Source organism: Mesorhizobium sp. M2E.F.Ca.ET.209.01.1.1, from assembly GCF_004010375.2.
Taxonomy (GTDB): domain Bacteria; phylum Pseudomonadota; class Alphaproteobacteria; order Rhizobiales; family Rhizobiaceae; genus Mesorhizobium.
Window position 1 is genome coordinate 1 of record NZ_SADP02000014.1, and the last position, 20,718, is coordinate 20,718.

The following is a 20,718-nucleotide window of genomic DNA, read 5'->3' on the forward strand; positions in this document are numbered from 1 at the left end:
TCGGCCAGCGCTCACCCAAGGCGATCGCCGCGCTCGTCGGCCTTGCCCCGTTCGACAACAAGAGCGGCAAGCTCAACCGCAGGAGCCAGATCCAGGGCGGGCAATCACGCGTGCGCCGCGCCCTCTACATGGCAGCCCTCACCGCCATCAGAACCTGTGAGCGCTTCAAGACATTCTACACAGCGCTTGCTGCCCGCTCGGGGTCCAAGAAACTGGCCATCATCGCCGTCGCAAGGAAGCTCCTGGTCGTCCTCAACGCCATCATTCGCGACAAAACCGCATTCGCGTGAACACAGTTGCCATTCCGTGACGTTGAGGCGCCGCAGCGGTTTAGAATCCTGCTCCGCTGCGCCCTTCGGTGAAGGTAACGGAATGGATCCTCGGGTCTCCGCGTCCGCTTCGCCCCCGCTCCGCCCGTGGATGACGAACTGACGGGCGCCGGCGCCTATCCCTGACAGGCACGTCGAAGCTCACGCCACCAAATCCGGCATCGGCCTCACCCCGGCCGACTCCGGAAACACCTTGTCGCCAAGCACCGCCGCCGACAGCCCGAACTGGTCCGCCAACAGTCCCTTCAACACGCCGCGCACATCGCTGGTCGGCGCGAGGTCGCGGCCTTCATGCAGCTGCGCCGGCTTCAGTCCCGGCCAGTCGGCGATGACGCGGCCACCCTTGATCGCGCCGCCGGCCAGAAGCACCACCGTGCCGGTGCCGTGATCGGTGCCGACGGTGCCGTTGATGCGGGCCGTGCGGCCGAACTCGGTGATGGCAACGATCGCCGTATCCTGCCAGCGTTCGCCGAGCCCTTTCTCGAATTCCTCGAAGGCACCGTCGAGCCCGCCGAGCAGGTTGGCGAGCCGTCCCGTCGCGCCGCCTTCGTTGACATGCGTGTCCCAGCCGTCGAAGGCTAAAGCCGCGATACGCGGCCCGTCATCGGCTGCCATCAGCCTTGCACCACCTTGCGCCGACTGGCGCATGCCGGTGGCATTGTCGAGGCCGCCTTTCGGCTTCATCGCCTTGCCGTCGAGCTGGTCGCCCATCGCCATGCGGTCGGCGTCGAGACCTTTCTGCAGGGCAGCCGCCAGCACCGGGTCGCGATGATTGTAGAGGTCGAGCACGCGCTCGGCCAAGGCGTCTCCGGGGGTTGGCAGCGCCTGCGGCGCCCAGCCGAGCACGGGTGCTGCGCCGCGGATCACCAGCGGGGTCGAAGGTCCGACCGCCAGCCCGCCGAACTTCGCCACGCGCTCGCCCGCCGGCAGGCTGGCCAGCGCCCGGTTGAGCCAGCCGGTGGTTGCGTTGCCGGGGCCGGGGAGGCCGCTTTCCAGCACGTCCTGGCCGTCGAAATGCGAGCGGTCGCGATAGCCGGTCGCCGCAGCATGCACCACCGCCGCCCGGCCCGCTCTGAACAGCCGCGCAAACACCGGCATCGCCGGGTTGACGGCGAAGAAACCGTCGAGCGGCAATGCCGGATTGGCGCCTGAGAGCGAAAGCGCGATGTCGCCATGCAGGCCGGCATAGTCCGGATCGCCGACCGGTCCGACCGTCGACAGCCCGTCCAGCGCGCCGCGCAACACGATGACGATCAGGCGCGGGTCGCGCTTGTCGGCCGCGCGGGCGAAGCGCGGCAGATAAGCCCAGGCGAACAGCGCCCCGCCGGTCATCAGCATCGCGCGGCGGGACAGGCTTGGGGTTTCGCAAAGAAGGCTCATAGCCATATCTCCGTGTTGGATCACCGCCGTTGGAATTCCGGCGCCATCAGCAACAGCGCCAGGCCCTGCTGCTTGGATTCGGCGCGCGAAATCGCTTGCCTTGTCTCGGCCGAGACGGATGTGCCGATCAGCGACGACAGCATCTCGTCGGGATCGCCGATTTCGACCGCCTGCCTCGCGGCCTGCCAGGCGATGTCCAGCCGCGTCTTGAGACCTTCGGCCGAGGTCCATGCATCCATCTGGTCGGAAAAGCCGTTTGGTCCCGGCGGCTGCCAAAGCGGCTCGCCGAGCACGTTCAGCCAGCGAAGCGACCGTTGCGGTTCGTTGCCGGCAGTGGCCCCGACCGCCCGTCGCAGCGCCACGACATAGTCCAAGGGCGAGCGCAGCTTGGTCAGCGGCGTCGACCAGGCCTCGGGCATGTCGATCAGCGTCAAGGCGATCGAGCGCAGGTCGCCGTCGGTCCTGGTGAAGACCGTGGCCAGGCGGGCGATTGCCGCCGGCGGCGGATCGTCTGCGATGAAATGGCGCGCAAGCTTGGTGGCGATGTGCCGCGCGGTGGCCGTATGGCGGGCAATGTCGTTGAGCGCGGCCTCCGCCTGGCCCATGCCGCCATCGGGATAGGTCTTGCCGAGCAGCATCGCCTTGCCCGGCTGGTGCGCGTTGGCGTTGAAGACGAAGCTTCCCGGCTCGCCCAGCCGCCCCTCGCGGCCGGCCATGGTCCAGCCGGTCAGCATGCCGGCGAAGCTGGTGACGTCGGCCTGGGCATAGCCGCTGCCGACGCCCAGCGTATGCAGTTCCAGGATCTCGCGGGCGAGGTTCTCGTTGAGGCCGCGTCCGCGCCGCTTGCCGGCGCGGGAATCGGGACCGATCGACTGCTGGTTGTCGAGATAGAACAGCATGGCCGGATGATGTTCGACCGCAAGCAGCATGTCGGCGAAGCGGCCAAGCACGAAGGGGCGGATCGCCTCGCGCTCAAAGGCGCCGGCGCTCGCTCGCACGACCGGCGCCTTGGCGACCGAAACGCAGAAATGGTTCGACCAGAAGCCGACCAGGCGCTCGACGAAACCGGGCGTCGCGGCGAGCGCCTTGTCGAAACGGGCCTGCGCCTCGTGCCGATAGATATCGGCCTCGACACGCGGCACCGCGGGCTTGGCCTTTGCCACGGCCATGCCGGCCGGATCGTCGGCCGCCATCGGCTGCATGGCGGCCGCCGCCTTCTCATCCCGCGCCGCCTTGCGCTCCATGGCTGCCGCCATGCTGGCCTGGATCGCCGCGGTGCTGTCCAGCAGCCCGGCATTCTTCGGGTCGTCGGGGGAAATCAGCGCGATGTCCTGCCGCCCGAGCTCGGCCTTGAGATAGCCGCGCGGATCGGCGGCGATCTTGCCGAAATCGTCGCCCGGTCTTGCGCCGAGGCCGAACCGGTGGAGCGCCACCAGGGCCGGATCCGGCGGCGTCGCATTTGATGCGGGTAAGGCCAATCCAGCCTCCATCTCGCCGGCCGGGCTCGCCGCATCGGCCGGCCTGTCCTCGTTGTCGGATGGCTTCACGACGCCGGCCACAGCACCGGCGTCGCGAGGTGGCTCCTACCAGCGGCGCCAGTGGTGCCAGCGGTGGTACGGATGCCAGGCCGGGCCGATATAGACGCGCGGTCCGCCCCAGTAATAATAGCCGGGATAGACGACGCGGCGGTTGGGGACGCAGCGGCCCCAGTAATTGGGATGCCAGCCCGGACCGCAGCCCCAGGCGACATGCTCGATCATTGCCGGCGCGGCGGGCGCAACCGGCGCGATCGGCATGGCCGAAGCCGCGCTTGCCGCGACCGTGCCGCCGATGGCCAGCGCGGCGGCGAACGAATATTTCGTCAGACTGTTCATGGGGATACTCCCGAAGTTCCGAGGTTGAAGAGAACCTGCCGGCATCGACTGACGGCAGGCCTGTCCCTCTTTCCCTTGAACGGAGCGCGCCCGCTTTTTCCGTCGCCGCCTATGGCGATTTTTTTGCAGGCGGCGGCTGCCTGCCGGCGCGCCGCAACAGGGCGTCGGCCAGCAACTGGCGGTCTTCCGGCGATCCAGATGCGGCGAATTCGACGATGCGCTGCTCCAGCCGCGCCCGCACGGTGACATCGGCATTGCGCGCGCGCTCCAAGGCGGCGGCAAGCGCGTTGCTGTCGAGGGTCGGCTGCTGCAGAAGGTTCGCCGCCTCGCGCCTCGCGGCCTGGCCGTCGAGGATCACGTCCCGCGATTCCCGGCGCACCTCGCGTAGTGCCTGCCGGAACGCCTTGCGGTCGGCGGCAGGCAGCCTGCCGCCGGCCGATTCCAGCGAATAGCCCAGGTTGGACTTGCCGATCAGCCAGCCGGTCCCGCCGGCGAGCGCGCCGATCAGAAAGACGTTGAGCACCAGGGATGCCGCGACGAGACGGGGGCTCATAGATCCTCCTCGGTCTGCTCTGGACCCGCATCGCCGAACGACGTCGCGTTGGCATCCATGACATAATGGTCGGGCTGGATATCCGGACTGACCACGGTCACCAGCGCCAGCCCGGCCACGGCGCCGGCGAATCCGACGCCCGCAAGCCCGAAGCCCAGCCACCAGAACCGCCGGCGGCGCACTTGCCGGACCTCGGTCGCCGCGCGGGCGACGATTGCGCGATGCAGTGCGGGGCTGGGTGCTTCGAGCCGATGCCGGTCGAGCATGGCGTCGAGCCTGCCGGCGCGCCGCAGGATGGCGCGGCCTTGCTCGGTCTCGGCAAACAGCATGGCGGCGGCCTGTTCGGCCGGCGGCCAGCGGTGCAAGGCGCTGCCATAGGCATCCGCCAGCGCGGCAAAGCGCCCGGCATCCATCGGCCCGTCTGTGGTTTTCTCAGCCATCTTTTTCCCCCTTCCACCGTTTTGACGTGGCCCCCCACGCCGCAGTCCTCAGAATTCGCAGTCCGTTCCAGGTCTCAATCATCGCCATCTCCGGCGAGCATGGCCTGCAGCGCGCGGCGACCCCGCGCGAGCAGACTTTCCAGCGCATCGACGCTGATCTGCATGGCGCCCGCGGCCTCGATGTTGGACAGCTCCTGATAATAGACCAGCACGATCGCCTCCCGCTGGCGCGGCGCGATGCGCAGCAAGGCCTGGTTGACCCTGCGCTCCTCGTCGCCCGCCATGGCATCGGGAAGCGGCGCGTCATCGGCGCCCTCCGGCAGCTCGTCCGTCGTCCATTCGCGCCGGCGCCGCAGCCGATCGTAGCAGAGGTTGAGCGCGACGCGATGGATCCAGGTGTCGAAGCGCGCGTGCCCCCGGCGCCAGCCGGAGGCGTGGCGCCAGATGCGCACGAAAGTCTCCTGGGCGACGTCCTCGGCCTCTGCCGCGTCGCCCAGCATCCGCGCGGCCAGAGCCAGGATGCGCGGCAGTTTGCGCGCCACCATCGCCTGCACGGCGGCGGGGTCGCCGGCGCCGATGCGGCGTACCAGTTCTTCGTCCGGATCGGCGCCCATCAACTGGAGCGCTCGCATGTGTCATTGCGCGGCATAACCTCTTGGTCATTGCTCCTCATTGGAAGCGGATTTGTGGCCCGGCCTCTCGTCGGCGCTGAGCACGCCGTCGCCATTTTTGTCCAGCTTGGCGAAGCGCTTGGCCAGGAAAGCGTCGAGCTCGCCCTTATCGACGAAGCCGTCCCTGTTGGTGTCCATGCGCGAGAAGGATTCGGCCGGATCGCCCTTGGCCTTGCGCGCGGTCTGGAAAGCGGTCCATTCGGCGAGGCTGACCTTGCCGTCATTGTCGGTGTCGGCCCGCATGAACGCCTTTTCCCGGCGCGCCTCGAACTTTTCCAGCGTCAGGCCGGACTTGGTCTGGTCGGTTTTGGCGGCGGCAGCCGCAGTGTCCGGCGTCGGCTGGGCGGGCGCGGGGACAGGCGTCGTCGTCTGGGCGACCGCGGCAGCGGTCTGCAGGCCAAGGGCAACGACAAACAGGGTGGGGCGGATCATGCTCTAGTCTCCGGTTGGCGCGGCCATTGGCGGCCACGCTTCAGCCGTTGAACGCGGCGAGGAGCAAAATCCGTCGCTCCTTTTTCGATCGGACCACAAACCTACCGGATCCGACGCAGCCGGATCGAAGGATTCCTAAAGCATGTCTCCCGAAAGTGGGTAACCAGTTTCGGAGACATGCGCAAAATCAAAAACCTAAAGCGCATAGAGCGAATCTGAAAGATCGCGACGCGCTTTAGGGGCAGAAGGCGACGACTATCTCGGCTGGTCGACCACCACCAGCTGGTCCGGCTTGAAGCCTGCATGCTGCGGCGTCCAGATGTCGCCCTCGCGGTTGAACCAGTGGCACAGATACATGCCGGAAGCCGCCCCGTCGCTGACGGTCATTTCCGGGCCTCCGGATTTCAGCCTGACGACGTCTCCGGTCTTGAAACTATTGGGCATTTCGACCTCCCATGCTGACAGGCCGAGTTTCCCACCAACGGCGATTCCCGACAATGGCCGAGATGCGCCGATGACGTGGCACAGGGTTGGGAAGGTGTCGAGAGAAACTGATCCGCTTGCGTGGCGCGCCGGGCAGCGCTCCATGCGTGGCCCGATCGTGTCGAGGCTTCGCAGGCGAACCGAGCGGCCTGATCGCTCCTTCAATCGGTGTCACGCTGTGGAGCCGGCAGCTGCGTCGATTGGCTGTCTTGCCTGGCCGGGCGGACGGTCATGGACCTTTCATCGGGCCACAATGCTTGTGCCTTCATAACCGCTGCCAGGAGATTGTCTGCTTCAACGCTTCCGATCTCGGTTAGAAGCGGGCTGTTGCCGTCCGCTTCGAAATCGATGTGATAGACAGTCCAACTCCTCATTGCATTTCCGGCAATTTGCGTCTCGGCGCGGGCACGCGGATGAAAGCCCGGCTCGCTTTTGTGGTTAGGATTTTGAGGTCCGCGAGCCGGGCATGCGCCAACCGATGGGCGGGGGGCTTAGGGGTATCAGCCGGCGCGATGGCGAGACTGTCTGATTTGCCCGCTGGTCCACAATCGACCGAGGTCCATCCTGCCGGGCGCATTGGTCCGAAAGGACCAAAGATATAGCCCCTTATTCCGTTGGGGCAGATTGCCTGTGTCGGTGATCTGTCAGGGCGGGGCTTAGCAAAAAAATCTGCGAGCGCCATCAGACACCTGTCCCAGACCGCGGGCATCGGGCGCGGGCGAAAGCCGACCTTCAGACCTGCGCAGGGCAAGGTCCAGTAGCACCAGCGACTAAGATCGAAGTTCGAAAGATCGGGTCGTCGCTACACCACTCGGTCATGAGCGAGAGCTGCGACCCCTGTCGACCACGAAGGCGGCATCGAACGGCCGGTGCACACTCATAGCGATAATGTTCCCAGGGCTCTGACGGCCCTTCACACGCTCGCGCACGAATTAGACCGGCAGGTACAACTTTCGTCGGCACGGACCGCAACATGTGGTGTATCCGCGGAGCGTCGAAAATTCACTTTATCCCAGGCGCAAACCGCTCCATCGTAGGGACATGGCCTGAGATCGAACCGGCGCATTCGGAGAGGCTTGTGCGGAAGAGCGAAAAACACTAAGCCAGCCCGCGTGGGGCCTGTAGCTCAATGGTTAGAGCCGGCGGCTCATAACCGCTTGGTTGGGGGTTCGAGTCCCTCCGGGCCCACCATTGTCGTTATTTATCAATGCTTTAGAGGGTGGTTCGCCACGAGGTTCGCCAATAGGTTCGCCAAGCATTGGCTTGCGCGTCACAAGGCGCACGACTCGATCCATTCCCTGGACCGCCAGCCGAACCTGCGATGCCTCACGCGAATAGAGCTCGGCATGATCGATATCGTCGTGACCCAGCACGTCCATGAGCTGCCTGGTCGAGGCCTCGGCCTCCGCCAGATAGACGCCAAGCGACTTCCTCAGTCCATGCAGGGTCAACCCCTTCGGCAGACCCGCAAGCTTGCACCAATGCGCCATCATTCCTGTCAGCGACTTGGCGGAGAACGGCTCACCATAGCCGTTGACCAGAACGGTCTCGCCGCGCCTGTCGGCCGCATCCAGGATCTCAGACAACATCGGTGTGATCGGCACAAAAAGCCGCTTGCCGCCAGTTCGTCCCTTGTTCTTGCCCTGAACGATATCAAACCCGTCAAAGTGACGTTCGACACCATCGATGAAGACACGGCGGGTCACCCTCTGATCCCAGCGCAGGCCCGCGACATCGCCGCGACGGTTGCCCAGCCAAAGCGCCAAGCCGTAGCAAGTGCGTGCCGCGGTGCCGAGTTGCCAACGGTTTTCGAATTGTGCCATCGCTTCGCGCGACCAAGCTTTCCAACCGGCATAGGCGGGACGCCATTCGACCGCCGCTGTGGGATCGATTTCGATCCAGTCTTGCCGCAGCGCGACATAGACCAGCTTGCGTATGCCCACCAGCAGATGCTTGGCCTTGTGGGGCGTGGCGATGAAGCGGCCAAGAAGCTCCTCAATATGGATACGTCGAAGGTTCTTTACCGCTACATCCCGCCAGATGAGCGGGTGATCTGCGACCACCCGGAGTTCCAGGAACTCTTCAATCAGCTGCGTGTTCTTGCGCTTGCTGGCTTCGTCAAGCGCCAGCCACTTGACCGAGATCTTCCCGCGCATTCAATCGCCACATCGACGCCCAAGCCCTCCTCGGTCGGCCCCAGCACGGAATCGCCAAAATTCGCCGAAGTGGGGTCGACGACCTCATAGCCGAGTTCGAGAGACTCCAGCCTCAGGCGGCGTGCGGGATTGGCTTCGGACACCACGACCCTCGATGCGCCGGCGGCTTTCGCAGCCATTGCCGCAAGGACGCCTATCGGACCGGCGCCGGTCACCAAAACCGTGCTGCCGGCATCGACGCCGCCCCGATCGATCGCATTGATGGCCACGGCCATCGGCTCGAAAAGCGCGCCTTGCTCGTCGCTCACGCCATCCGGCAATTTCACGATGTTGTCCTGCGGAAGGACCGCATATTCCCCCATGCCGCCATAGGCCGAAGAGAGGCCCACCAGAGCCGTCGTATCGCTGATGTGACCGATCCCGCGGCGCACGAAATAGTCTCCCGGCTTGTTGAGATGGGGGAGGATCGCAACCCGGTCGCCTTCGGAGAAGCGGCTGACAGCGCGCCCGATGGCGACGATTCTGCCTGAGAATTCGTGGCCAAGCACGATCGGGGCCGACGCTCCAGTGAGAGGGTGCGGTCGCGTCGACACGAATATCGGTCCGTCCAGGTACTCGTGAATGTCGGTACCGCAAATCCCGCAATGGCTGACCGCAACGATGACGTCGTTCGGCTCCGGGGCGGCGGGCGGATCTATATCCTCCAGCCGTAAATCGCGCGCGGCGTGAAAACGAAGGGCCTTCATGGTCTATCCTCCCAGATGGTCTATTTGGCGCCAGGCGGCCGACGGCAGGCATGACGGCGCAAGCTGGTTCCTCCACCACGCTCGCTGTGATTACTATCCATGCGTAAATCAGATGGTCAACAGAAAAATAGATTTTTTGTTGACATATCTTATTTTTTGGAAAATCCTTGCCTGAACAAACAGCACACTGTGAGCGAGGAAACGCATGCGCTTCGTAAGGTTCGAATTGGGGGGTCACCGAGGCTTGGCCGTGGAAAGGGCAGGTCGACTGCGCGGCTCGATTGCCGCCGGCACGGATCGCACGCTCGAGCTTGAGCATTTGATAGCCGCCGGCCCGGAGGAGCTGTTACGCGTCGGCCATAAGCTCGCGGACGGCACCGAGTTTGATCCCGATGCGGTCACTTTTCTTCCGCCTCTGGCGCGGCCGCCGAAGATCATTTGCGTTGGGCTGAACTACGCCGACCATACCAAGGAGTCGCCATACGAACAGCCGGACTATCCAACGCTGTTCGCCCGCTTCGCCACCACGCTGGTGGGTCACAACCAGCCGATCGTGCGGCCGCTCGCCTCGACCAGCCTCGATTTCGAAGGCGAGATGGTGGTTGTGATAGGGCGGGGCGGTCGCCACATCCCGAAGTCGCGTGCCCATGACCACGTGATCGGCTATTCGATCTTCAACGAAGGATCGGTCCGTGAATATCAGTTCAAGTCGCCGCAATGGACGGTGGGCAAGAATTTCGATTCCACGGGCGGCTTCGGCCCTGCGCTGGTGACTGCCGATGAGGTGGCGGCCGGCGGCAAGGGGCTGAGGCTCGAGACCCGGCTCAACGATGTGGTCGTCCAATCGGCGACCACGGACGACATGCTCTTCGACGTCGCCACTCTCATCGAGACGATCAGCGAGGCGATCACGCTAGAAGCCGGCGACCTGATCGTCAGCGGCACGCCCGCCGGCATCGGATGGGCCCGCAATCCGCGACTGCTGATGAAGGACGGCGACAAGTGCGAAGTCTCGATCGAGGGACTTGGAAAGCTGGTCAATCCGATCCGCGACGAAGTTCGCCGTGAGGACATGACGGGTAAGGCCGCCTGACGCAAAACCGGAAGCAACGCTCCGGAGAGCTTAACCACCCGCGTCACCGCGCCTGCGTGGCGCATGGGCGCGAAGCAAACACTGCCTGAGGGATCCATGGACACCGGATTGAAGGGAAAGACCGTGCTCATAACGGGCGCGGCAAGCGGCATAGGCAGGGCGACGGCGCTCGCGTTTGCCAGGGAGGGAGCGGACCTACGGCTCATCGATATGGACGCGGCGGGCCTGAAGAAGACGGCCGCGTCGGCCTCGGCGACGGGCGTCGAAATCACGCTTGCGGTCGCCGATCTATCGTCGGCGCAAGGCGTCGAACAGGGGATCGCCGACGTGTTCCCAGCCGGGAATGGCAGACTGGATGTCCTGGTCAACAATGTCGGCATTGTCGACGCGCAGCCGTTCGATCTGCTGACCGACGCGCACTGGCAACGCACATTCGACGTCAACTTCCTCAGCAATATCCGCATGACGCGCGCCCTGCTGCCCCGGTTGCGCGAAAGCCGCGGCGCGATCGTCAACAATACGTCCGATCTTGCCCGGCAGCCCGAGACCATTCCAGCCGACTACGCAGCCTTGAAGACCGCGCTGGTAAGCATCACCAAAAGCCTGGCACGCGCCGAGGCTCCCCATGTTCGGGTGAATGCGGTCGCGCCAGGGCCGGTCTGGAGCCCGCTGTGGTCCCGGCCGGGAGGGTTTGCGGACAAGCTTGCGGAGGTTCACGGCATGCCGCCGCGCCAGGCGGTCGACCATGAAATGAAACTGCGGCAACTGCCGCTCGAGCGCATGGGCGAACCTGAGGAGGTTGCCGACATCATCGTCTTCCTCGCCTCGGAGCGGGCATCTTTCGTCACATCATCGGTTTGGGGCGTCGATGGCGGGTCGATCCGCAACCTATTCTAGGAGCAGTCGGATGAAGGCAGTCGGATTCACCAAGGCCGGGCCCGTCGACGCACCGGATGCGCTTGTCGACGTCGAACTGTCCCGACCGAGCGAATTGCAGGATCACGACCTTCTGGTCGAAGTAAGGGCCATTTCGGTCAACCCGCTCGACGCCAAGCTCAGGCGCATAGCCGATCCGGGTGGTGCGCTCAAAGTGCCCGGCTACGACGCCGCCGGGATCGTCGTGGCGGCGGGCTCGAAGGTGGAAAACTTCAAGACGGGCGACGCCGTGTTCTACGCCGGCTCGGTCGTTCGCCAGGGCAGCTACGCGGAATACCAGCTTGTGGATGAGCGGATCGCCGCGGCGATGCCGAAGAGTCTCGATTTTGCGCAGGCGGCTGCCTTGCCGCTTACCACGCTGGCAAGCTGGGAGCTTCTGTTCGACAGGCTTGGCGCCCGCCCAAGACCGGCCTCGGACGGACGGACCCTGCTGATTGTCGGCGGCGCCGGCGGAACCGGTTCCATGGCGATCCAGCTCGCGCGCGCCTTGACCGATTTGACGGTGATCGCGACAGCGTCGCGGCCGGAGACGGCCGCCTGGTGCCGGGAGCTTGGCGCCGCCCATGTCATCGACCACCGGCAGCCGTTGAAGCCGCAGGTGGAGGCATTGGGCTTCAAGGGCGTGGATCTCGTCATGGCGCTGGCCCAGACGCCTCGACATCAGAGCCAGTTCGTGGATCTGGTTCAGCCGTTCGGGTCAATCGGAGTTCTCGATGATCCCGATCCGTTTCCGCTCGCGATGTTGAAAACCAAATGCATCGCCGTGCATATGCATTCAGTGATGGGACGGCCGGTTTTTCAGCGCCCGGACATGGCCGAGCAGGGCGCAATCCTGCGCAAGCTGGCGCAGCTGGTCGATGCAGAGGAGGTGCGAAGCACGCTGACGAGGCGCCTGGGGCGGGCCTCGGCGACCGCGCTGATCCAGGCCCACCGGGATATCGAAGCGGGTTCCGTGAACGGCAAGATAGTATTCGAGGGTTTTTGAGGCGCTATTGCTTCGCGCCTGGTTGGTACAAGGAGGAGAGTATGGACAAGTCGTCGACGATCATGTGGGTGGGAACGGTAAGGTCATTGCCGCTGAGGGAGCAATTGCGCGCCTCGCGACTGGCAGGCTGCGATGCCATCTCAATCACGCCATGGCATTATTGTCGTTGGCTTGCCGACGGCATCACAACGAAGGACATGCTGCTGATGGCGGATGACGAGGGGGTGAAGCTTACCCAGCTCGATCCGTATTCGCGCTGGGCGACGCATTGGCTGCCCGACAATCTTGACCCGGCCGCGTTCTCGCTCGGCTTTTTCGGGTTCGACGAAGACGACTTCTTTCGTATCGGCGAGGCGCTTCGGGTCGACTCCATGAGCTGCATCATCACCTGTCCGGAAAGCCAGGTCTCGATCGATCAACTCATCGAAGGCTTTGCCAGGACCTGCGACCGCGCCGCCGGCCTTGGTTGGCGCTGTGACCTCGAATTCATCCCGTTCTGGGGCCTTCCCGACCTTGAGACCGCCTGGAAGATCATCAAGACCGCGGACCGCGACAACAGTGGCCTGGTGTTCGACTTCTGGCACTATCTGCGCGGCAAGCCGGACCCGGCGCTGCTTGACACGATTCCCGGCGACAGGATCTCCACCGTGCAGATCGCCGATGCCGACGCAACGCTAAGACCCGGCCGGTCCCTGTTGGACGACTGCATCTTCCATCGCGTCGACGCCGGCACTGGCGGCTTCCCGGTGGTCGAGCTGCTCCAGCAGCTTCACCGCATCGGCGGGCTCAACCGTTATGGACCCGAGACCTTCTCAGGTCTCTACGACACGCTGTCGGCCGAGGAGATCGGCAACCGGAGCCGGGTCGCACTCGCAACCGTCTTCGACAAGGCAGGTATTCCACACCGTTTCGGGACGGACGAAGCCGCCTGAGCCAGCGGAAAGTTAGCAACGGCGCTGCGGGCCCATCATCATCGGCAGATGGACTTCTCGCCACGGGCGTCCTCCGACGCGGCGTTCCGCTGTGGCCGGCTAAGTAGGTGACGCCAGGAAAGACAAGGGAGGATTGTGATGACTGCACCGGTCGATTTCGTCTTTTGGCCCGCCTCGGCGCGCGCGCATGGGTTCCGGGGGCATGTGGAAGCCGCGAGGGCAGGGGGCTTCACCGCTCTTGCGATCGCGCCTGAAACCTACCTCGACGCATTGGAGTCCGGGCTCACGCCATCGGAAATGAAGGCGATGGCCGCCGATGCGGGCGCCCCGCTGCGCTATCTCGATTCGCTCACCGACTGGGCACCTATCCGTGTGCCGGCGGAATGTTCACCGGAGCTGCGCGCCCGCTTCGACGTCAGCACCGATCATTCGTTTCGCATGTGTGAGAAGCTCGGTTTGACGTCGATCCTGGCGGTTGCCGGTTATGACAAGGGAACGGTTGAGCTCTCCCCGCTGGTTGACGGGTTCGGGCGGCTCTGCGAGCGCGCCAAGGCGCAGGGATACTGGATCGACCTTGAATTCATGCCGTTCTGGGGGATGCCCAATCTTTCCGACGCCTGGGCGATCGTCAGCGGCGTCAATCCATCCAATGCCGGCATCCTTGTCGATGTCTGGCACTTTTCCAAGGGCTCATGCGAGCTTGACCTGCTCAAGAGCCTGCCGGCCAGGCATCTGGCCGGAATGCAAATCGATGACGGTGTGCGGCGACAGGTCGGTAAGTCGCTCTTCGACGATACGATCAACTACCGAAATTTCCCGGGAGAGGGTGAGTTCGACGTTGTGGAGATCATCAAGATCGTCGCGGGCAAGGGCAACCTCCGGCATGTCGGCCCCGAAGTCTTCTCGCTGGAAGCCGACGCACTGTCGGCGACAGAGGCCGGAAGGCGCTCGGGAGATACCTCCCGCAAGGTGCTGGCCGAGGGCGGCGTGAAGCTGGCCAGCCGCTGATACTTGCGCGCCCGGACCCAGGCGCTCATATTGCTATGTCGTCTTTCGTTCCGCTGCGAAGCGGCGGGCGAAATCCTCGAAGCCCGCGGGCGCGCGACCGAGGATCATCGACGCCACCGCCGGATTGCCGCCCGGCAGACCGAAGCGGTCATAGTGCCGGCACATCGCCGCATAGATCCGAAGATAGTCCTGCGGAAACCGGTCGCGGTTGCGGCGTCGCCATTCCGCCGGCGCATAGCGCGACGCCCTAACCGGCTTGCCCAAAAGTCCGGTCAGCACCCTTGCCATGTTGTCGTGGGAGAGCTGCTCTCGCCCAACCAGCTCGTAGGAGCCCCCGATGTAACGCTCGGTCGTGAGCACGATCGCAGCCGCCTCGGCCAGATCGGCGAGATCCACCATCGCCATGGCAAGGTCTGTCCGGTAGGGGCGTTCATAGACGCCGTCGGTTTCGATCTTCGACCATTCGAGCGCGATGTTCTGCATATACATGGCGGGCTGGAGAATGGTGTAGGGCAGGCCCGACTCGATCAGCATCTCCTCCAGCTTAAGTTTCTGCCGGTGGTGGATCATGGTTCGGCATTGCGAATGGAAGACCGAGTGAAGGACGAAATGGCTTAGACCGGCGGCGCGAGCGGCCGCGATGATATTGGCTCCCAACGCTATTTCGCGGTCATTAAAACGCGGTCCGATATGGTAGAGCCGCGCAACTCCCGAGACCGCTCCATCGAGCGACGAGCGATCCCCGAGATCGGCGAGCGCGATCTCATGCGCGCCCGCAGCGCGAAGGCTGTCTTCTCCTGCCAGCGAGCGGGTCATGGCACGAACGCGCGCTCCGCGCGCGGCAAGCGCGGCGACTACCGCTTTGCCTGTCCGTCCCGTGGCGCCTGTGACAAGCACGGTTTCTCCTGTTCCCATGACGGAATCCTCCCATTGGATGCGTGACCATCGACTATCACTTTTCCTCTTAGATAATTTATTCAGCTTTACAAAATAGATTTTTTAAGAAAATGTATGTTGTGCGGCCGTAGAGGACGGCCCGTCGCGTGAACACGATCATCGGGAGGATGAAGTGAAACTGCTGAAAAGGATTTCAGCCGCGGTAGTGGCGGCTGTGGCGATCGTCGTTGGACCCTTGGCCGGCCACGACGCAATGGCTCAAGAGAAACCCAAAACCATCTATCTGGCGGTCGGAACGACCAGCAGCGAGTATTGGCAGGAAGTCATCTGGGGAGCGCAGCAGGTGGCGAGCTCCGTCGGCGCCAAGCTCGAGGTCTACGAGAGCGGGTTCGACGGCCAGAAGCACATGCAGCAACTGGGGGCGATACTCGCAGCCGGCTGCGAAGGCTGCGCGTTCGCCTGGTTTCCGGACTCAACCGCTTTCACCAAGGCATTCGTCGAGCGGGCGGAAGCTGGTGGCGCCTTCATGACGACGATGTGGAATCGTCCCGAGGAGATCCATCCATGGGATACGGCTTCCGATGCTTGGATCGCCAACATCTCCTTCGACGGTGTCGATTCCGGCTATCAGAACGGCATGGCCCTGTGCAAGGCGATCGGCGGCAAGGGCGGCATCGCGGTCCTCAAGGGGACACCGGACAATCCGCCGTCGAAGCAGCGCGAGATCGGCCTCCTGAAGGCGGTATCGGAATGTCCGGGGATGACGATCCTCGACACCCAGATCGGCAATTGGGGGCAGACGGAAGGCCAGAACATCACCCGTACGTGGATTGCGCGCTACGGGGACCAGTTGAAGGGCGTCTTCGCGCAAAATGACGGCATGGCGCTCGGCGCGGTCGCGGCGTTGCGCGAGAAGGGCTTGGCGGGCAAGGTTCCGGTCACCGGCTCCGACGGATCGAGCGACGTGCTGAAGCTGATCAAGTCCGGCGAGATGCTGTCCAGCATGCGCATCAGCTCGCAATTGCACGGAGCCGTGGCGGCAGCTCTTGCCTACGCGGTGGCCTCGGGAGACCTCAAGATCGGCGACCTGGCGCAAGCGCAGCGCGACTTCTACCTGGTGCAAACGCTTGCGACCAAGGACAATGTCGATGCGATGCTCTCGGCCCAGCCGAATCCGGCCGACTTCTCCTACGACGCGTTGAAGAAGAATTTCTGGGCCCGGTCAAAGGGCCAGATTCCAGTCGGCGTGAACTGAGCCGCATCATGACCCAGGCGCAATTGCACGCCCACGACCCCAGCGCAATGGCTTCCCCGCGTCGCGGGGAAGCCGGAACGCAGCGACGATACTGGCACATCGGGCTCGGTGTCTTGAAGTCGGCCGGCCCCATAGTGTCGCTGCTTTTGATGGTTCTGGTGTTCGCCGGCCTGACCCCGAATTTCGTTTCGATGGCCAATTTGCAGGCGATCTTGGAGTCGGCGGCGGTTCCCGCCGTAGTCGCGATCGGGATGACTTTCGTGTTGGTGCAAGGCTCGATCGACCTGTCGGCCGAGGGAGTGGCTTCGCTCGCCAACATCCTGCTTTCAATCCTGATCGCCAATAGCGTCACCGCGCATGATCTTGGCGCGGGCGCTATCGTGGTGGCGCTGGCCGCGGGTCTGACCATCGGCGCCCTCAACGGGACACTCTATGCCTATCTGCGGATGCCGTCGCTCATCGTCACGCTTGCGATGTGGTTGATCACGCTCGGCCTGGCGGCTTTACTCTTCCCCTCGAGGCAACCCCAGATTCTCGACAGCGGCTTTGTCGGGCTGGCCCTGCACAAACATCTGGGCCTGAGCGCGCTGGTGTACCTTGCCGTGGCGCTCGCTTTCGTCGCCTTCATCGTCGAGCGGCGCGCCAAGCTTGGCCGTATCGGCTTTGCCATCGGCGCCGACGAAGCGCTTGTCCGTTTGGCCGGCGTGAACGTGAACGCCTACAAGGTCGGCGCCTTTGCCATCTGCGGATGCCTGACCGGGCTGGCCGGCATCTTGACCGCAGCGCAGATCGGTGTCGGCAATCCCCTGGCGGGGGAGGGGCTGCTCTTTCCCGGTATTGCCGCTTGCGTGATCGGCGGCACGTTGCTGTCCGGCGGCCGGGGCGGCGTGCTGCATTCGCTGGTCGGCGTCCTTGTTCTCGTCACGCTGCGCAACGGGCTCGTGCAGACGGGAGCCAACCCGCTGCTGCAGAAAGCCATCGAAGGGGTGGTGATCGTCGTCGCCGTTGCCGCGTCCACCTGGCACCTGCGGCGCAAGACCCGGGTGGTAAAATGAGCGCGCTGCTGTCACTGCAAAGCATCTCGAAGCGCTTTCCTGGCGTGCTCGCTCTCGATGACATCGACATGGAACTGCGCCAGCACGAGGTTCTCGGCCTGATCGGCCAGAACGGATCGGGCAAGTCGACTTTGATGAAGATCATCGGCGGCCTCCATCAACCCAGCGCCGGAGAAATGCGTCTGCGCGGTTCGCCCGTGCGCTTCGGCTCTCCCCTGGAGGCCGCGCGAGCGGGCATTGGGCTTGTCCATCAGGAGCAGTCGCTCATCGGCAATCTCACCGTCGCCGAGAACCTTTTCATCGACAAGCCGACCGACTTCAGCCGCTTCGGATTCTATCGGCGCAGCCGGATGAACGATGCGGCCCGGATCCAGCTGGACAAGGTCGAACTGGATGTCGCGCCGGATACACCCGTCGACCAGCTGACCTTTGCGCAGCGCCAGATGGTCGAACTGGCCAAAGTGCTGTCGCTCGAGGAACTGGTGGAGGGCCATCTCGTCGTCCTGTTCGACGAGCCGACCTCGGTCCTGACGCCAACCGAGATCCAGGCGCTTTTTCGGCAGGTGCGGCGATTGAAGATGCGCTCATCGGTCGTCTTTATCTCGCATCGCATGGACGAGGTGCTGGCGATCTCCGACCGGGTCTATGTGCTTTCCGACGGACGCAATGTCGCCGAAAGGGTGAAAGGCGAGACCGACCCTGACGAGTTGTACGAGCTGATGGTCGGACGCCAGCGCGCGGGCTCGGTGCTGCCGCGAAGCAACCCGCCGGACAAGAACGCGCCTAAGCGGCTGGCAGTGCGCGACCTGACGGTGCCGGGCAAAGTCGAGGATGTGAGCTTCGATGTCGCGTCCGGGGAGATCGTCGGCTTGATCGGCGTCCAGGGCTCCGGCGCCGAATCGGTCTGCCGCGCGATCTTTGGCGTCGAGGACAGCCACAGCGGCCACATAGAATATGAGGGCCGGCCGGTGCGTGTCAGCTGTCCGAGCGGCGCCGTCGGCCTGGGAATAGGCTATGTCCCCGCCGAGCGTAAGGCCGAAGCGATGATGAAAGGCATGAGTGTCTGCCAGAACATGACCGTTACCTTCGGGTCGGACTATGGCTATGGCGGGCTCTTACTGTCGAAACGGCGCGAACGGCGCGAGGCTGCGAACTGGGTTGAGCGGCTCAAGATCAAAACGCCGTCGCTCGACCACCGCATCGACCAGCTTTCGGGTGGAAATCAGCAGAAGGCGGTGCTCAGCAAATGGCTTCTGGGTCGCTCGCTGCGGCTCCTAGTGCTCGATCATCCAACCCGCGGTCTCGATCCCGGAGCGCGCGCCGACCTTTTCAACGCGATCCGTCGGCTGGCCGAAGAAGGTCTGTCGATCGTCTTTGTCGGCGACACGCTGGATGAGATGGTGACGCTCTCGGACACGATCCTGGTGTTGCGGGACGGGAGGCTCAGCCAGCGTTTCGACGACGTGCAAGCCAAACGGCCGTCGGAGGAAGACATCGTGAGAGCGATGGTATGAGCAGGCACCGCGACCCTCTCGACCGACACTGCACCTAGTGGACCCATCGGAGTCGTTCATGCCCCCCGTACTCGCCCGAATGTTCCCATCCATCCGATCAGCTGGCGACCTGCTGCGCGCCTGCGGGCCGGCCATTGTCCTCATGCTGGTGTTCGCGGCTGTGATCTGGATTGCGCCGGGCATCCTCAAATGGCGTGCGATCAACGCGCTGCTTTTCGATGCGGCGCCGCTGCTGATCCTGGTCATCGGCAGCACGCTTCCGGTGCTGCTCGGCTGCATCGATCTGTCGGCAGCCGCCATGGCGTCGTTTTCAGCGGTGGTCGTGGCGCTGCTCGTTCCAGAATTAGGCTCGGCCGCCGTGCCGATGGTGCTTGTTGGAGCGGCGGGGATCGGGGGCGCCCAGGGGTGGCTGATCGGGCGGCTTCAGATTCCTTCTTTCGTGATGACCCTTGGGACGCTTGGTCTGTTTTCCGGCCTTGCCCTTTATCTCAGCAACGCCTCGACCGTCGCCCTCGGTCCTGGAATTGCGCCGCTCGACTTTCTCGGCGGCAGGACGCATGGCGTGCCCAACGCCTTCCTTGTGGTGGTGGGGGTGTGGATATTCCTGTCTCTTTTACTGCGTTTCACGCGTGTCGGCCGGGATATCTATGCCTTCGGAGCGAGCGAGCTTGCTGCCTATATGTCCGGCGTCCGGCGCGACCTGATCCGGAGCTGCGCGTTCGCGATCTCATCGGTCTGCGCCGCCCTGGGAGGGATGATGCTCCTGTCGCAGACCCTCTACAGTGCGCCGACGATGGCGAGCAACCTGCTCTTGCCTGCGCTGGTCGGCGTGGTGGCTGGCGGGACTGCAATCTCGGGCGGGGTAGGCGGCCTTTCGGCAAGCCTGATAGGCGGGCTGACGGCAGTGATGGTCCGTGTCGGCGCCACGATCGCGGGCCTGCCGGGCGCCGCGCAGGACGTCGCCTTCGGCATCATCATTCTGGTCGCGGTCGCCGTCACGACGGACAGGACCAAGATCGGCATCGTCAAGTGATCCGGGCGGCGGCAAAAGCATATCTCGGGAGGATTTGATGAGACCGATGGTTCAGCGGCTGGGCTATGTCGCCCTCAACGTGGCGGATATCGAAGCTGCGATAGACGACGCTTGCACGATTGCAGGCGCTCGCGTCGTCGAACGGGAGCGCGGTCGAGCCTTGCTGACCTCGAACCAGCGTCACGCTGAACTCGTCCTGCATGCTGGCGATAGCGACAGCGTTCGATCAATCGGGCTGCAGGCCCACGATGGCGAGGCGGTCGCCGCGGTGCGCATGCGCGCCGAACAGGCAGGCCTCAAAATTCTGTCCGAGCGTCCGTCGCTTGCATGCATCGAGCGCTCCGTCACGTTCGCGACCAGCGAGGGCCATGTCTTTGAGGTCCACACGCCAATGCCGCTGACGCAGCCGGTCCGTCACACGGGCCCGGGCATCCGTCCCCGCTGCCTCGATCACGTGAACCTGTCGAGCAGGAATTCGGAGGCGATCAGCCGGGAGCTCGAGGCCGTTCTGGGGCTTCGACAGTCCGAGCGGACCACCGGCCATGAAATCGTGTGGATGCGGGCGGCTGACAACCGGCACCACACGGTCGCGACCGTCAAAGGACCGAGCGGATTGCACCACTTCAGCTGGGAGTTCGCCAGCTTCGACGATTTCAAGCGGCTGGGGGATATGCTTGACGCACAGGGACGCTTCCTCGTCTGGGGACCTGGCCGCCATGGTGCCGGCGACAATCTGTTCGCCTACTACATCGACCGGTCCGGGTTCATGGTGGAATGCATCGCCGAAATGGAGGTGATCGAGGACGAGAACCATGAGGCAAGGATTGCCGACCCGGGCGAGAACCTATCAAATCCCAAGGTCGTGAACCGCTGGGGCGCGCTGCCGCCCCGCCTCTGGACGGAGCATTTCATGCCGTTCGCAGCGCCAATCGCTGCCTGAAATCGC

General features: G+C 64.2%; 21 protein-coding genes, 1 tRNA gene and 1 pseudogene. 12 read left to right on the plus strand and 11 right to left on the minus strand.

The genetic code is table 11. The features are described 5' to 3' along the window. Window positions 1-290: transposase (locus EN852_RS23515; RefSeq protein ID WP_135879550.1), on the plus strand; the 290-nt coding region annotated here is incomplete at its 5' end. A gap of 180 nt (window positions 291-470) precedes the next feature. Here EN852_RS23515 and EN852_RS23520 read toward each other — a convergent pair. From EN852_RS23520 to EN852_RS23555, 8 genes are all read right to left on the minus strand, one after another. After that, window positions 471-1,709, minus strand: coding sequence for a DUF1501 domain-containing protein (locus EN852_RS23520; protein ID WP_127877425.1), 1,239 nt, complete (start codon window positions 1,707-1,709; stop codon window positions 471-473). A 20-nt stretch (window positions 1,710-1,729) separates the two neighbouring features. Beyond that, complete coding sequence (locus EN852_RS23525; RefSeq protein WP_127877666.1) at window positions 1,730-3,199, minus strand: DUF1800 family protein; 1,470 nt, start codon at window positions 3,197-3,199, stop codon at window positions 1,730-1,732. A gap of 93 nt (window positions 3,200-3,292) precedes the next feature. Beyond that, window positions 3,293-3,583, minus strand: a complete 291-nt coding sequence (locus tag EN852_RS23530) for a hypothetical protein (protein ID WP_127877427.1) — start codon at window positions 3,581-3,583, stop codon at window positions 3,293-3,295. A 109-nt stretch (window positions 3,584-3,692) separates the two neighbouring features. Further along, on the minus strand, window positions 3,693-4,136 hold the full coding sequence (locus EN852_RS23535; protein WP_127877429.1) for a periplasmic heavy metal sensor: 444 nt from the start codon (window positions 4,134-4,136) through the stop codon (window positions 3,693-3,695). Then, the gene (locus EN852_RS23540) at window positions 4,133-4,576 is read right to left on the minus strand and encodes a hypothetical protein (RefSeq protein ID WP_127877431.1); all 444 of its coding nucleotides are present in this window, start codon (window positions 4,574-4,576) and stop codon (window positions 4,133-4,135) included. The genes EN852_RS23535 and EN852_RS23540 overlap by 4 nt, the downstream gene beginning before the upstream one ends. Before the next feature lie 74 nt (window positions 4,577-4,650). Then, window positions 4,651-5,190, minus strand: a complete 540-nt coding sequence (locus EN852_RS23545; RefSeq protein WP_127877433.1) for an RNA polymerase sigma factor — start codon at window positions 5,188-5,190, stop codon at window positions 4,651-4,653. A gap of 45 nt (window positions 5,191-5,235) precedes the next feature. Next, a complete protein-coding gene (locus EN852_RS23550; protein ID WP_127877435.1) occupies window positions 5,236-5,679 on the minus strand; it encodes an acid-shock protein in 444 nt (147 codons plus the stop codon). Window positions 5,680-5,934: 255 nt separating this feature from the next. Beyond that, window positions 5,935-6,123, minus strand: coding sequence for a YodC family protein (locus tag EN852_RS23555; protein ID WP_127866364.1), 189 nt, complete (start codon window positions 6,121-6,123; stop codon window positions 5,935-5,937). A 1,154-nt stretch (window positions 6,124-7,277) separates the two neighbouring features. On the opposite strand from EN852_RS23555, the gene EN852_RS23560 reads away from it, so the two are divergent. Continuing rightward, window positions 7,278-7,353: transfer RNA gene (locus EN852_RS23560), tRNA-Ile, on the plus strand. A gap of 191 nt (window positions 7,354-7,544) precedes the next feature. Here the strand turns inward: EN852_RS23560 and EN852_RS43350 are convergent. Beyond that, window positions 7,545-8,318 (minus strand): annotated as a pseudogene (locus tag EN852_RS43350) (tyrosine-type recombinase/integrase); the annotation flags it as partial. Next, window positions 8,249-9,064: an alcohol dehydrogenase catalytic domain-containing protein gene (locus EN852_RS23570; RefSeq protein WP_127877437.1), complete on the minus strand. Its 816-nt coding sequence runs from the start codon at window positions 9,062-9,064 to the stop codon at window positions 8,249-8,251. The pseudogene EN852_RS43350 and the gene EN852_RS23570, both read right to left, overlap by 70 nt. A 250-nt stretch (window positions 9,065-9,314) precedes the next feature. Between EN852_RS23570 and EN852_RS23575 the strand changes: the two genes are divergently transcribed. From EN852_RS23575 to EN852_RS23595, 5 genes are all read left to right on the plus strand, one after another. After that, a complete protein-coding gene (locus EN852_RS23575) occupies window positions 9,315-10,157 on the plus strand; it encodes a fumarylacetoacetate hydrolase family protein (RefSeq protein WP_246694360.1) in 843 nt (280 codons plus the stop codon). A 96-nt stretch (window positions 10,158-10,253) separates the two neighbouring features. Further along, complete coding sequence (locus tag EN852_RS23580; RefSeq protein WP_127877441.1) at window positions 10,254-11,054, plus strand: SDR family oxidoreductase; 801 nt, start codon at window positions 10,254-10,256, stop codon at window positions 11,052-11,054. Window positions 11,055-11,064: 10 nt separating this feature from the next. Then, window positions 11,065-12,078: a zinc-binding alcohol dehydrogenase family protein gene (locus EN852_RS23585; RefSeq protein ID WP_127877443.1), complete on the plus strand. Its 1,014-nt coding sequence runs from the start codon at window positions 11,065-11,067 to the stop codon at window positions 12,076-12,078. 41 nt (window positions 12,079-12,119) lie between these two features. After that, entirely contained in the window at window positions 12,120-13,010 is an 891-nt protein-coding gene (locus EN852_RS23590; RefSeq protein WP_127877445.1) for a TIM barrel protein, read from the plus strand. Between the two features lie 138 nt (window positions 13,011-13,148). Then, window positions 13,149-14,018, plus strand: coding sequence for a TIM barrel protein (locus tag EN852_RS23595; protein ID WP_127877447.1), 870 nt, complete (start codon window positions 13,149-13,151; stop codon window positions 14,016-14,018). A gap of 33 nt (window positions 14,019-14,051) precedes the next feature. On the opposite strand, the gene EN852_RS23600 is transcribed toward EN852_RS23595, so the two are convergent. Next, window positions 14,052-14,915 carry an NmrA family NAD(P)-binding protein gene (locus EN852_RS23600; RefSeq protein WP_189546129.1) on the minus strand — a complete coding sequence of 288 codons (864 nt, stop codon included), beginning with the start codon at window positions 14,913-14,915 and terminating at the stop codon, window positions 14,052-14,054. A gap of 172 nt (window positions 14,916-15,087) precedes the next feature. Between EN852_RS23600 and EN852_RS23605 the strand changes: the two genes are divergently transcribed. The 5 genes from EN852_RS23605 to EN852_RS23625 are packed head-to-tail and all read left to right on the plus strand — an operon-like array spanning window position 15,088 to window position 20,712. Further along, the gene (locus tag EN852_RS23605) at window positions 15,088-16,170 is read left to right on the plus strand and encodes a sugar ABC transporter substrate-binding protein (RefSeq protein ID WP_246694361.1); all 1,083 of its coding nucleotides are present in this window, start codon (window positions 15,088-15,090) and stop codon (window positions 16,168-16,170) included. 8 nt (window positions 16,171-16,178) lie between these two features. Then, on the plus strand, window positions 16,179-17,225 hold the full coding sequence (locus EN852_RS23610; RefSeq protein ID WP_127877451.1) for an ABC transporter permease: 1,047 nt from the start codon (window positions 16,179-16,181) through the stop codon (window positions 17,223-17,225). Continuing rightward, the gene (locus tag EN852_RS23615) at window positions 17,222-18,739 is read left to right on the plus strand and encodes a sugar ABC transporter ATP-binding protein (RefSeq protein WP_127877453.1); all 1,518 of its coding nucleotides are present in this window, start codon (window positions 17,222-17,224) and stop codon (window positions 18,737-18,739) included. Before EN852_RS23610 ends, EN852_RS23615 begins: the two co-directional genes overlap by 4 nt. A gap of 58 nt (window positions 18,740-18,797) precedes the next feature. Next, on the plus strand, window positions 18,798-19,772 hold the full coding sequence (locus EN852_RS23620; protein ID WP_127877455.1) for an ABC transporter permease: 975 nt from the start codon (window positions 18,798-18,800) through the stop codon (window positions 19,770-19,772). A 46-nt stretch (window positions 19,773-19,818) separates the two neighbouring features. Continuing rightward, entirely contained in the window at window positions 19,819-20,712 is an 894-nt protein-coding gene (locus tag EN852_RS23625; RefSeq protein WP_348643464.1) for a VOC family protein, read from the plus strand. The last annotated feature ends 6 nt before the right edge of the window (window positions 20,713-20,718 follow it).